The organism is Pseudomonas sp. UBA4194 (genome assembly GCF_002379585.1).
Classification (GTDB): domain Bacteria; phylum Pseudomonadota; class Gammaproteobacteria; order Pseudomonadales; family Pseudomonadaceae; genus Aquipseudomonas.
Genome location: NZ_DFUE01000085.1, coordinates 58,112 through 69,391 on the forward strand (window position 1 = coordinate 58,112; position 11,280 = coordinate 69,391).

The 11,280-nt window shown below is 57.6% G+C and carries 11 protein-coding genes; 3 read left to right on the forward strand and 8 right to left on the reverse strand.

The features are described from left to right. Positions 1-20: 20 nt before the first annotated feature. The 7 genes from B3397_RS20895 to B3397_RS20925 form a co-directional block, all read right to left on the reverse strand. On the reverse strand, positions 21-779 hold the full coding sequence (locus B3397_RS20895) for an ABC transporter substrate-binding protein (protein WP_296253677.1): 759 nt from the start codon (positions 777-779) through the stop codon (positions 21-23). A 210-nt stretch (positions 780-989) separates the two neighbouring features. Then, positions 990-2,543: an alkaline phosphatase D family protein gene (locus B3397_RS20900; protein ID WP_296253678.1), complete on the reverse strand. Its 1,554-nt coding sequence runs from the start codon at positions 2,541-2,543 to the stop codon at positions 990-992. 68 nt (positions 2,544-2,611) lie between these two features. Further along, entirely contained in the window at positions 2,612-3,508 is an 897-nt protein-coding gene (locus B3397_RS20905; RefSeq protein WP_296253679.1) for a DMT family transporter, read from the reverse strand. 116 nt (positions 3,509-3,624) lie between these two features. Continuing rightward, entirely contained in the window at positions 3,625-4,803 is a 1,179-nt protein-coding gene (locus B3397_RS20910) for an MFS transporter (RefSeq protein ID WP_296253680.1), read from the reverse strand. A gap of 184 nt (positions 4,804-4,987) precedes the next feature. Continuing rightward, positions 4,988-5,347, reverse strand: a complete 360-nt coding sequence (locus tag B3397_RS20915) for a cupin domain-containing protein (RefSeq protein ID WP_296253681.1) — start codon at positions 5,345-5,347, stop codon at positions 4,988-4,990. A gap of 91 nt (positions 5,348-5,438) precedes the next feature. Next, positions 5,439-5,876: a GNAT family N-acetyltransferase gene (locus tag B3397_RS20920; RefSeq protein WP_296253724.1), complete on the reverse strand. Its 438-nt coding sequence runs from the start codon at positions 5,874-5,876 to the stop codon at positions 5,439-5,441. 131 nt (positions 5,877-6,007) lie between these two features. Beyond that, positions 6,008-6,994, reverse strand: coding sequence for an MDR family oxidoreductase (locus B3397_RS20925; protein WP_296253682.1), 987 nt, complete (start codon positions 6,992-6,994; stop codon positions 6,008-6,010). 646 nt (positions 6,995-7,640) lie between these two features. Between B3397_RS20925 and B3397_RS20930 the strand changes: the two genes are divergently transcribed. Then, the gene (locus B3397_RS20930; RefSeq protein WP_296253683.1) at positions 7,641-8,453 is read left to right on the forward strand and encodes a lipid II-degrading bacteriocin; all 813 of its coding nucleotides are present in this window, start codon (positions 7,641-7,643) and stop codon (positions 8,451-8,453) included. Positions 8,454-9,459: 1,006 nt separating this feature from the next. On the opposite strand, the gene B3397_RS20935 is transcribed toward B3397_RS20930, so the two are convergent. Continuing rightward, positions 9,460-9,774: a hypothetical protein gene (locus tag B3397_RS20935; protein ID WP_296253684.1), complete on the reverse strand. Its 315-nt coding sequence runs from the start codon at positions 9,772-9,774 to the stop codon at positions 9,460-9,462. 495 nt (positions 9,775-10,269) lie between these two features. Here B3397_RS20935 and B3397_RS20940 point away from each other — a divergent pair, with 495 nt between their 5' ends. Further along, the gene (locus B3397_RS20940; protein WP_296253685.1) at positions 10,270-10,623 is read left to right on the forward strand and encodes a type II toxin-antitoxin system HigB family toxin; all 354 of its coding nucleotides are present in this window, start codon (positions 10,270-10,272) and stop codon (positions 10,621-10,623) included. Between the two features lie 42 nt (positions 10,624-10,665). Beyond that, a complete protein-coding gene (locus tag B3397_RS20945) occupies positions 10,666-11,139 on the forward strand; it encodes a helix-turn-helix domain-containing protein (protein ID WP_296253686.1) in 474 nt (157 codons plus the stop codon). Positions 11,140-11,280 lie beyond the last annotated feature (141 nt).

Here is an 11,280-nt window from a genome sequence, read left to right on the forward strand (position 1 = left end):
TCAACGGGCGTCTGACAGGCTCAGTAGATGCTCTTGGAGAAATACTTTTTTTCGATTTCGCCGTAGGTACCGTTCTCGATGATGCTGGCCAATGCCGCGTTGAGTTTTTCGCGCAAGGCGTTATCGTCCTGGCGCACGGCGATCGCTACCGGGTCCTCGGTGCCCGCGGCTTCACCCAGCCATTTGCAACAGGCCTCGCCGGTCTTGCCCAACCACTCCAGCATCGGGAATTTGTCGTTGATCACCGCATCGAGCCTGCCGTTGGCCAGGTCCATGTTGGCGTCGTCCTGGGTGGGATACAACTTGACGGTGCCCCCCGCCTTGCCCAGCACATCTTCGGCATAGGTGGCCTGTGTCGACGCCACCTGAGCCCCCACCACCAGGCCCTTGAAGGATTCAGGCGCCATACTCTCCAGCGTCGAGCCCTTTGCGACGGCAATGGCCAGTTGGGTGGTGTAATAGCGATTGGTAAAGGCCACTTTCTTCTTGCGTTCTTCGGTCGCGACCATCGATGCCACGATGGCGTCATAACGCTTGGCCAGCAGCGCCGGAATCATACCGTCCCAATCTTGCGCCACCAGGGTGCACTGAACCGCCATCTCCTTGCACAGGGCATTGGCGATATCGACGTCGAAGCCATGCAATTGGTTTTGCGAATCCACGTAGTTGAAGGGCGGGTACGCGCCTTCGGTGGCGATGGTCAGGGGAGTGGCCTGGGCGAGCCCTGAAAGGGCAAGCGCTCCAGCCATTATCAAAGTGCTGTTGAGTGAAAAACGCATGGCATGACTCCTGAGTTTATTATTGTTCTGTTGGCGGAGCTTCATGCCCCGCGAGAGCTGTAGCACCGTGATAGTTATTGGTCGGAGTGTCAATTGTTGCTGGTAACAGGCCATTTCAGGTTGCGTTGAGGTTTGTTTAGATTTGTTTGAATTTGTATAAAGCAGGTACAACTTCGTTAAAGTTGTACCTGTTTGTTTCTTTGGATGTGTTTAAACCGGCTGCAATTTCTGCTCGAACACGATTTGCCCATCCAGATCCCGCAGCTGTACGGTCATTTCGCCGCTTAGCCCCTCAATCTGCACTTCACCAAAAAATTGGAAGCCAGCAAACGGCGAGGTGTTCTGTGCAGGCGGCGCCTTCTGGAACACCACCTGCGGTCCGAACGTCGCATCCAGTGGGTTGGGCCCGAAACTGCCCGCATTCAACGGCCCGGCAACGAACTCCCAGAACGGCTCGAAATCCTGGAACGCGGCGCGATCCGGATGGTAATGATGCGCTGCGCAATAATGCACATCGGCGGTCAGCCAGACGGCATTCACCACGTTCTGCTGGCGCATGAAGCCCAACAGCTCAGCTATCTCCAGCTCCCGTCCCTTGGCCGCGCCGTTGTCCCCATTGGCCATGGCCTCCCAGCGGCCCACACCTGGGCTCACCTCACCGTCCGGCACACCCAGGCCGATGGGCATGTCCGCCGCAATCACCTTCCACTGCGCCCCGGAGCCTTTCAGGCCGGCCTTGAGCCAGTCCAGCTGGGCGCGTCCTAGAAAGGCGGTATTGGGGCCTGGTTTATCTGCAAGGTTGTCATCATTGCCGCCGCGGTAGCTGCGCATGTCCAGAACGAAGATGTCCAGCATCGGCCCGTAGCTGAGCTTGCGATAGATGCGCCCGCCGTTGTCCGCCTGCTGCAGACGCATCGGCGCATATTCGAGCCAGGCCTGGCGCGCGTTGCCCACCAGGGAGCGGATATCGCGGGTGTGGTAGCGAGCGTCCAGTTGTTTGCTCGGTGACCAGTTATTGGTCACTTCGTGATCGTCCCATTGCCAGATCTGCGGCACTTCGGCATTGAAGCGGCGAACGTTTTCGTCCATCAGGTTGTAGCGATAGTTGCCGCGATAGTCGTCCAGCGTCTCGGCCACCTTGCTCTTGGCTTCGGTGGTGATGTTGCGCCACACCCGGCCATTCTCGGTGGTCAGGGACGCGGGCACCGGACCGTCCGCGTAGATGGTGTCGCCGCTGTGGATAAAGAAGTCCGGCAGGCGCAGACGCATGGCCTCGTAGATACGCATGCCACCGATGTCAGGGTTGATACCGAACCCCTGGCCTACCGTGTCCCCGCTCCACACAAAGCGGATATCCCGACGCTGCGACGGCTCGCTGCGCAGATGGCCAAACCAGGGCTCGCTGCTGACGCCGGTCTGGGCGTCCTGAAATTGCACGCGATAGAAAATCGCCTGGTCCACGGGAAGCCCGCTCAGTTCCACACGCGCCGTGTAGTCTGTGCGGGCATCGGCCAGCGGCGACACCAATCGGCGGGGGTTGGTGAACATGCTCCGCGTGTCCCATTCCACCACCATGCGCGCGGGTCGATCGCAACGGCTCCAGACCATCGCCTTGTCGCCCAGCAGATCACCGGACTGCACACCGTCGGTAAGCTGCGGCCGGTCCTTGACCGAAGCGATCACCGCCGGCGCCAGGCCTGGCAACAGCATACTTGCGCCAACGGCCTGGACAAGGCGACGGCGCTTGAGGTCGAACATGGTCATGGCATAGCTCTTCAAGTAAAAGGGCTATGTAAGCGTCGGCATGTGACAGGGGCGTGAACCCGTTGGGCTTATCGGTTTGGCAATGCAACAGGCGCCAGTTGCACCGCAGTCTTGCGGCCCAGCACCACAGTGCACACCACTGCGGCGGCGAACACCCAGGTCAGGTGGTCGATATGCTCACCGAAAAACAGCGCCGACAAGGCCATGGTGAAGAAGATCTGCAGCAGCTGTACCTGGCCGACGCGGGCAATGCCGCCCATCGACAGCCCCGCGTACCAGGCAAAGAAACCAATGAACTGCGAGAACAGGGTGATGTACCCCAGCGACCACCACGCCGCCGTCGAGACCGGACCCTGATGCTGCCACGCCAGCCACAGGACCGGACCCAGCAACAGCGGACTGGCGATCACCAGCGCCCAGCAGATGACCTGCCAGCCGCCCATGTCCCTGGCCAGCCGACCTCCCTCGGCATACCCAAGGCCGCCGGCGACGATGGCCAGCAGCATGAGGACGTCACCGGCACTGATCGTGCCCGCCCCCTGAATCACCGCATAGGCCAACACCAGGCAACTGCCCAATGCCGCGCACAGCCAGAACGCCTTGGATGGACGCTCGTGAGACAGCCAGGCAGCGAACAGCGCCACCATCAACGGCTGCAGGCCGTTGACCAACGCGCCATGGGACGCGGGCAAGGTCTGCATCGCCCAGCACGACAGAATCGGGAAACCCAGAATCACCCCGACCACCACCAGGCACAGGCCCTTGAACTGTGCGAAGGTCGGCAGTTTCTCCCTGCGCCACAGCAACAATGCCGCCGCGGGGATCGCCGCCATCACGGCGCGGGACAAGGCTGCCAGCAGCGGATTGATGTCCTGCACCACCACGCGGGTCATGGGCAGGGTGAGGCTGAAGATGATCACGGCAAGCAGGCCGAGGGCCATGCCTTGGTTTTCGCGCTGGGTCATGAGCTGTTCGCAGAACGGGCGAATGGGATCAGGAGTGTGGCACGGGGTGACTGAAGTGGATGATTACAGCTATGGGCAGGTTTGGCCGTACAGTTGTGGCAGCATTCAACGGCGCGTCACGCCGCTCGAAGCGTTCGCATCCCTGCCAGCACGATAGTTACCATCGAGACCCCGGCAAACATCGCCACGGCGAAACCTGCGCGCGCGCCGAAATGGTCGATGGTCACGCCCGCCAGGAAACCGCCCGCTGCCATGCCGACACCCACGCCGGTGCTCATCCAGGTCAGCCCTTCGGTCATCTTGGCGGCAGGCACCACCATCGTGCCCAGGTTCATGACCACGATGAACGTCGGCGCAAATGCCATACCCGCCACGAACAGGATGGCAGCCAGGGCATAGACGCCCGGCGCGAGAATAGGCAGCCACGCTGTCGCCGCCAGGACCAGCGTGCCCATCAGGAACTGTGTCTGCATCGACGCGCCTATCTTGAGGCCGCCGAATGTGATCCCTGCAAGCATCGAACCTGCCGCATACGCGGCAAGGATGAAACTGGCAGCAGGGGGCCAGTCCTGTGCCTTGGCGAAAGCCACGACTGTTACGTCAATCGAGCTGCCCACCACACCCAAGGCCATCAGCGCCAGAACGATGACCCTCAACCCAGGGATTTGCAGAGCGGACGTGCTATCGCTGTTGAGTACAGGAATAACGGGCGGCTCGGTCTCCCGCTGTTTGAGGAATGCCGTGATGCCCACCGTCAGCATGGCGACCGCAAACAACGGCGCCGCTTCGGCGAACAGGCTGGTACTCAAGGCAATCGCCAGCGGTGGTCCAATGATAAAGGCGCACTCCACCAGTACCGTGTCCAACGAAAAGGCCGTATGCAATTCGGGTTTACCGCGAAACAGGTGCGTCCAGCGTGCTCGTATCAGCGCGGGCAAACTGGGCAAGGTCCCGGCCAGGGCGGCCAGCAGAAACAATAGGGGGACCGGTCCGTTTGCGTACACGGCGATAATCAACGCCAGCAGCATGCCGAGGCTGAAGGCCGCCACGGGAGGGACGACCCGGCTCTGCCCATGGCGGTCGACCAGCCTGGAAATTCTTGGCCCGATTAACGCATTGGCCAGGGTGAACGTGCCGCCAACGGCCCCCGCGAGCCAGTACAACCCGGTTTTCTGTACGAGCATGACGATGATGCCAATGCCGACCATGGTCTGCGGCAGGCGTGCCAGGGAACCAGCGATGATCAGTGCAGTGACACCCGGTGTCTGCAACAGGGCGCGATAGGCTTTGGTCATGGGGAAGGTAGGAAATCCTTGTTCTTGGAGAAGCGCGTCTATGCGCAGCGTTTCATTACGCAGCGGTGAACCTACCGCTGTGCGCCGGGTTAAGCAAACAGACCGTCCGATGGTGAGCATCGATCAGAGGAGTTTCAGACAGATCCGACAGGGTTGCCCGCCGGGCAGGCAACTGCCGTGGCGTCTATTTTCGCCCCACCAGGTACTGCACGCCCTCGGCGCCGAACACTTCCGAATGAGGCTCGTCACGATGCAGATGAAAAATGTCCCCTGCCTTGTAGGTGCGTTCCGAGTCGGCGATGCGGATCGTCAGTTCGCCTTGAAGGACAAGCGCCTTCGCTTCGAACTGGTGGGCATGGGATTCAAGAGTTGCGAAGGCTTCACGCTTGACGACAACTGTGGTGCCGAAACCCTGCTCGGCAAGGAGGTTGAGGAATTCGGTTTGTTGCATGGGATGGTCCGGTAGTGGGTTATCAACGTTTGAGAGTGCGGGATTGATATTGTTCGGTTGAGTCGAGCGGCTGGGATTGAAGGTCTTCTTCATCTACGGCTGACGTGTGCCGATACATCTCCGATCCGGCTTACTGCGGGCGGCGTCGGTAGCACTGCTCTTAGCCAGTGCTGCCTGTATCTGATCACGCGTTCTCATCGCCTGGTCGCGTGAACGAATACCGATCGATATCCCTTCGTAATTGCCAGCCCAAGCGTTTCCAGTAACCCGCAGCCGCCTCGTTTGATACCAAGACATCCAGATGGAATTTACGGATGCCTAGCGCTTCGAGGCTGCTGATGGAGCGCTCGACCAGTTGTGTGGCTATACCCTGACGACGGTATTCAGGCAGCACCAGTAAATGCTGAAGATAGCCACGCCTACCGTCGTGGCCGGACATGATACAGCCGCACGCAACGCCACCCGCTAGGGCAACGAAGCTCAACCCGGGATTACGTTGCAGGTAGCGTGCAGTGGCTTCGCGAGAGTCGGCATCGCGCAGTGAGATGCCCGGGGTGGAGCGCATTAGAATGGTGACGGCATCATAGTCGTCAATGGTCATGGGGCGGATGCTGGGTGCCATGCTCACAACGTCATCGTGGGCCGGTTGGCTACGCTGTATGTTCATCTCGCTTCCTCCTTACCGAGTACCAGAACGTTACTGCCCATGTCCTGGCCAAACCGCCTGCAATTATCATCGGAGTTCAGGCCTATCTAGCATTGCTGGGTATCTATCACCACGCGCCCGCGAACTTCCCCGGCCAGCAAATCACCCGCGGCACCGATCACCTCCGCCAGCGAAATGTCACTCGTCAGCTTCTCCAGCAAACCGATATCCAGCTCTGCCTGCAACCGATCCCACGCCACCACTCGTTCCGCGTAGGGCCGCGTCACGCTGTTGATCCCCAACAAGCTCACGCCGCGCAGAATGAACGGGGCCACGCTCCCAGGAAAGTCCATTCCCTGCGCCAGTCCGCAGGCTGCCACCCAGCCATCGGCGCGGGTTTGCGCACACACGTTGGCAAGGGTGTGGCTGCCCACCGAATCGATGGCTGCTGCCCAGCGCTCCTTACCCAGCGGTTTGCCGGGTGCAGACAGGGTCGAGCGATCAATGACTTCCTTCGCTCCCAGTTGAATCAGATGTTCCTGCTCTTGCATCCTCCCGGTCGCAGCGATCACCTCATAGCCACCGGCCGCCAACAGCGCGATGGCAATACTGCCCACACCGCCATTGGCACCGGTTACCAGCACCGGCCCGTGCTGCGGAGTCAGCCCGGCACGCTCCAGGGCAATCAGGCTGAGCATCGAGGTGTAGCCCGCAGTGCCGATGGCCATGGCATGCCGAGGCTGCATGCCTTCTGGAAGCGGGATCAACCAGTCACCATTGACCCGCGCCTTCTGCGCCAACCCGCCCCAGTGACCTTCACCCACACCCCAGCCGTTGAGCAGCACGGCATCACCCACGCTGTAGAGCGGATGCTCGCTGTGCTCAACCACGCCAACGAAGTCGATCCCGGGCACCATCGGAAACCGCCGCGCGATGGGGCTGCGACCGGTGATGCACAGGGCGTCTTTGTAGTTCAGGGTGCTATGGGAAACCCGAACAGTGACATTGCCCTCGGGCAGTTGGCTGTCGTCCAGCTCCTGCAGGCTGGCCTGGCTTGCATTTTCAACGTTGTCGATAACGATGGCATTGAACATGTCCACTCCTTTTAGACCGGTCGTCTTTTCCGCAACTCGTGACTTTAGCGTTCGAAATGGATTATTGCGAATTCGAGTATTTGAGGGGGCTCGGCGTTCACGTGACTCCGATACCATCATCCGCTGCCTAGCCACATTTAAGGTGATGGCATGCTCTACCCCGTCGAAGCGGCATCTAAGAGCAAGGTCGCTCAGTGAGACAATTGGCAAGCCTCTGACCTCAACCTTCCTGAAGCTACGCGTTCAAGTCGCTGGCGCTTAGGCGCTGGCTCACCAGTCTTCCGATGCTCTGGAAGCAGGGCTGACCGAATGACTGCGCACGCTGCTCATAGTCATGTCCAACCTCCGCCACGAGATCAGTGCCTGTTTTGGATGAGAAGTGCCAGCCCACCATCCGATCTAGATATAGCTTGATTCCGGCCGCCAGGTAATGCCGCCGAATCTCGGCCCGAATTTTGAATGCAGGCAGTCTAGTCTTGGGCAAGTTGTAGCGATAAGTGCTAGTGCAGACGGATCAAATCTGAAGAACTAATGGAAGGTGGTACATATTGCAATGGTAGCGCTATATCGTCGGTGTATGATCCTCTATGTTCATTGTTAGATGAACGCTACTATTGACTAGCATTAAATTACAGGAGTTTTAGGCATGTCTATTGTACTTCCCCCTAGCCACGTTGGAGCAAATTCCAGCTATTTCAGTCATTTCGGACTAAACCCGTCCAACGCAACCGATCTCATGGCGCATTCACCTGGATTCTGGCTCCTGATGCAACAGGAAGCTGACGAGAATTTTCGTTTGGATAGGTACAAGGCGGGAGATTGGGTAAGTGCATTCAATTGCGCACTTCTTTGGGGAGAGGCCGCTGGCTTGGAAGAACTGAGAAATGCACGGAAGGCAGACTCTTATATCGCCAAAGGGATGGTATCCGGCGCAGATGAAGCCATGCGTATGGCCATAAGTAAGCCATTTGGCTCTGTTATAGGTACCGATAACGAGCTTACAGGTGGCGTTTTATCGCCTCTTTCTGCGTTGGCCCATTTTGTGGAGGGCACGGGTCGCCCGATGTGGATGAATATTCATAATGTTGGTATGCGCTTTGATCTTGGTAAGTTTAATCATCTCAAGAACGCCATGCAGACTGCGCCTCAGGGGGTGTCAGGCTACTCCATCGCTAAGCAGAATTACAACACAATTGACGATTCACTTGCAGTAGGAGGCGTTCTTGGGAATATTACACTGCGACTCGAAGGCACAATAAATAAGGTTGGCAGTTTTACCTCGTTTTCTGGAGTGGCGAGCGCCTGGGATGACTCTTTTGATACAAACTTAGGGGATTTCAGGAGTGCGGCGGCTGAGTTTTCGACGAGAGTGCTGAAGAAGATAGAGCAGGCGACTAATGCCAAAGAATATCCAATTCAGATTATCGGGCAGCTACCGCTGCATTTCGAACTGCACTAGATCAACCTGTTTCGTGGAAGCAGTGTGATTTTCCCTGTGTTAGTGTTTGCGGCAGCACCTAGAGAATAGCTCGCACCTCTAGGTGCTTTCCTTAACTGGTAAGATAGGCGGAAGCTATATATAGATGCAGTATCCAGGTAATGGCTGTTGGAACTCGGATGTCCGAGGATGCAGCGTGATTCGTCAGGATTTGCGCGCCCAGAGGCAAGTCGTGGTTGACGTAACAGGTTGTAATCCTTCAAGGCGAGCGATAGTCATTCCCATGCTTTATACTCTGCGCCCAATCAATTTTGTCTCACGCCTAGTAAGAGTGTGGTTGGAAAAAGATACTCGTGGTATTTGTTACCCGGACTTGTCCGCTATTCCAATATTCTCGAGGCACTAAGACTCAAGGAAGGTGGCGCTATGATTTTTTTAAGATATGCACTTTTTGTGCCCGTTATTTTCGCGTTGCCTGCATGCGAGCGCAAGCCAGAATTGCCGTGCCCTCTCGCGGGTCCAGAGTTGTGGGAGCCCGCGATTCGTAGCTATTTTGAGCGTTACCCTCCTGAGCGAAGACCTAATGCAGTCAAGATTCAGGAATACCCCAGCTACAGCTCCACACTGCCTGGGTGGATGGTTGACGTTGAAGTGCCAGGGTCCAAGTATATAGCTCTGGTAAGTTGTAGTGGCTATGTAGAGCTTTCGGGAGGGGATTCATACTGAGATGTTGTTTCAGATTATTAAAATGCTGTATTGAGAGTCTTCGGTAGCTACGTCTGATGGCCCATAATTTCATCTAGAGTTCGTTGGCTGGCTGTGAATCGGTCGTGCTGAAGTTTCTGGATTCCAAGTGGATCAATGTACCGCGAGACAGCTGACGTCTGTGGTCTAATTCGCTCGTCCCCTACATCTTTATTTTATGGGGCGGTCTGAAGCTTGCCGCAACGAGCGAATGCCTTGAACCTCGGTTGCTCCACACTCAAAGGCGCCGGTCGATTTGACCCAGCGCCTTGAGCGCTACCGTCTACTGCTCGTGTAACGTATCCCGTAGGCCGGCCTTGTGCATCCCAGCCAACGACGCCTCCACCAACGCTCGGGCGAGTTCGATGCTGTGCTCCGCTGAGCGCGCTAAAGCTCGCAAATGCGGCGGGCTATTCTCGACCACCTCGCTGGCGATAGCACTGGCCGATTTCAGATATTCGCAAGCACTGATCAGCGCTTCATCAACGGGAAAACCATCCCGCACGGCGAACACCGGCATATCGCCTTGGCAGGGGCCAAACGAGTAGGGGTGGGTAAGCGCGGCCCCCTCGGGTGGATCTGGAACGGGTTTGATCATGGCAAAGCTCCTTTTGCGGTGAAGCCAGCACCCGTCGCTACTAAACGATTGGGTGGCGGCTGTGACACAGGTTAGTAGACCGAGGCAAAAGGAACCCGGCAGGGCAAGCCCTCCTGAGCACAGCCGCCATAGAGCGATGCGCGGGCACGAAAGTGCCGAGCAAGGTTTTTGGAGGTATGCCCTTTTGCGGTTCGGGCTACTAAACCCGGCCGCTGAATTTGCAGCGGCGCCGGAAGGTTAGCCGAGTCAGAAATCAAACACAACGCTGGCAAAGCGGTATGAGATGAGGGCGGAAATAAGGGGGCTGGGGCGTGCCTCTTCAGATCTGCTTCTGTCCGAAGCGAACGGCATGTGTTGGTCTCCATAGCCTACCCAGGCCGCTGCGAATGAGATGCTCGAGACATCAAATGTAACGACACCACGTAGAAAATAGGCTGAGCCATATCTGGATTTGAGATATTTTGGGTTTTATGTTGTAGTGCCAAGGACGGAAAGATGCGCGTGATTGCAAAATCGGCGGTGACGCAGGCGATGCGTGCGCACAGCCAGTGGCAGGCGGCGTTGAGTTTGTGGCTAGCCACGTTTGACCGCCCAGCGGTACGTTTCGAGTCCTTCGATCAACTGCGGGGAGTGTGGCTAGAAGCGTCCGGGTGGAACGTCGATCGAGTACCCCACTCCAGACTTCGCCCAACGAGTCGAAAAGGCCCACTCGATATCTATGTGTTCGATATCAAGAGGAATGAATGCCGTATTGTTTCCTGGATCAACGTGAACAACGGCACGATATTCATAAAGGCAATCTTGTCTCACGCAGCCTATGACAAGTGGTGCAAGGCCGACGTGAAGTAGCCAGCGGGGTGGTGTGTGAGTGTCGCGATTAAAGGTGAACCCATGAAACGCAAGGAAAACGACGTCGGTGGCTTCGATGCCTTCATCGCCAATTTATCTTTGTTGCTGGACGGCCTGAATGGCCAGGCCGCGACACTGGCAAGGTTGTTGACGGCTTGCCACGACAAGATTCTCGACGACGCCGACCTGAAAGATCGCATGACCTTGATTGACGAACTGTACGCACACGCCGACACCGAGCATCACGTGGCTGCACGCTTCGCCGAGCTGGTGGCGGATCGAGTTCATGAGTACGAAGCTGCAACGGTGGTTGTGCCCTATTCATCACAGGCTCAGGTCCTGGCTTTTTTGATGGCTGAACGAGGGGTGAAACAGAAGGATCTGAGTGACATCGTCAATCAAAGTGCGGTATCCGAAATTCTTGGTGGTAAGCGCAAGATGACAGTGGCGCAGATCAAGCGGTTTGCAGCATTTTTCGCGGTGCCTGCGGAGGTTTTTTTACGTGGCGTCGATTGAGGGAGGATGCGCAGGTGTGGACCGGTTGCAAAGGAGCGGGGCGGCGAATTGGGTGATCGCGGGCAGGGTGCGCTCTTGCAGGGAGGGCTGACGGGGGAATCCAGAGGGTCAAAGAGCTTCGCGGCTGTACGCCGCTCCTAC

Bases quoted from the DNA above. Each gene is read 5' to 3' on its own strand.
- B3397_RS20895 (WP_296253677.1), bottom strand. From the start codon at position 779: ATGCGTTTTTCACTCAACAGCACTTTGATAATGGCTGGAGCGCTTGCC.
- B3397_RS20900 (WP_296253678.1), bottom strand. From the start codon at position 2,543: ATGACCATGTTCGACCTCAAGCGCCGTCGCCTTGTCCAGGCCGTTGGC.
- B3397_RS20905 (WP_296253679.1), bottom strand. From the start codon at position 3,508: ATGACCCAGCGCGAAAACCAAGGCATGGCCCTCGGCCTGCTTGCCGTG.
- B3397_RS20910 (WP_296253680.1), bottom strand. From the start codon at position 4,803: ATGACCAAAGCCTATCGCGCCCTGTTGCAGACACCGGGTGTCACTGCA.
- B3397_RS20915 (WP_296253681.1), bottom strand. From the start codon at position 5,347: ATGAAGAAGACCTTCAATCCCAGCCGCTCGACTCAACCGAACAATATC.
- B3397_RS20920 (WP_296253724.1), bottom strand. From the start codon at position 5,876: ATGGCACCCAGCATCCGCCCCATGACCATTGACGACTATGATGCCGTC.
- B3397_RS20925 (WP_296253682.1), bottom strand. From the start codon at position 6,994: ATGTTCAATGCCATCGTTATCGACAACGTTGAAAATGCAAGCCAGGCC.
- B3397_RS20930 (WP_296253683.1), top strand. From the start codon at position 7,641: ATGTCTATTGTACTTCCCCCTAGCCACGTTGGAGCAAATTCCAGCTAT.
- B3397_RS20935 (WP_296253684.1), bottom strand. From the start codon at position 9,774: ATGATCAAACCCGTTCCAGATCCACCCGAGGGGGCCGCGCTTACCCAC.
- B3397_RS20940 (WP_296253685.1), top strand. From the start codon at position 10,270: ATGCGCGTGATTGCAAAATCGGCGGTGACGCAGGCGATGCGTGCGCAC.
- B3397_RS20945 (WP_296253686.1), top strand. From the start codon at position 10,666: ATGAAACGCAAGGAAAACGACGTCGGTGGCTTCGATGCCTTCATCGCC.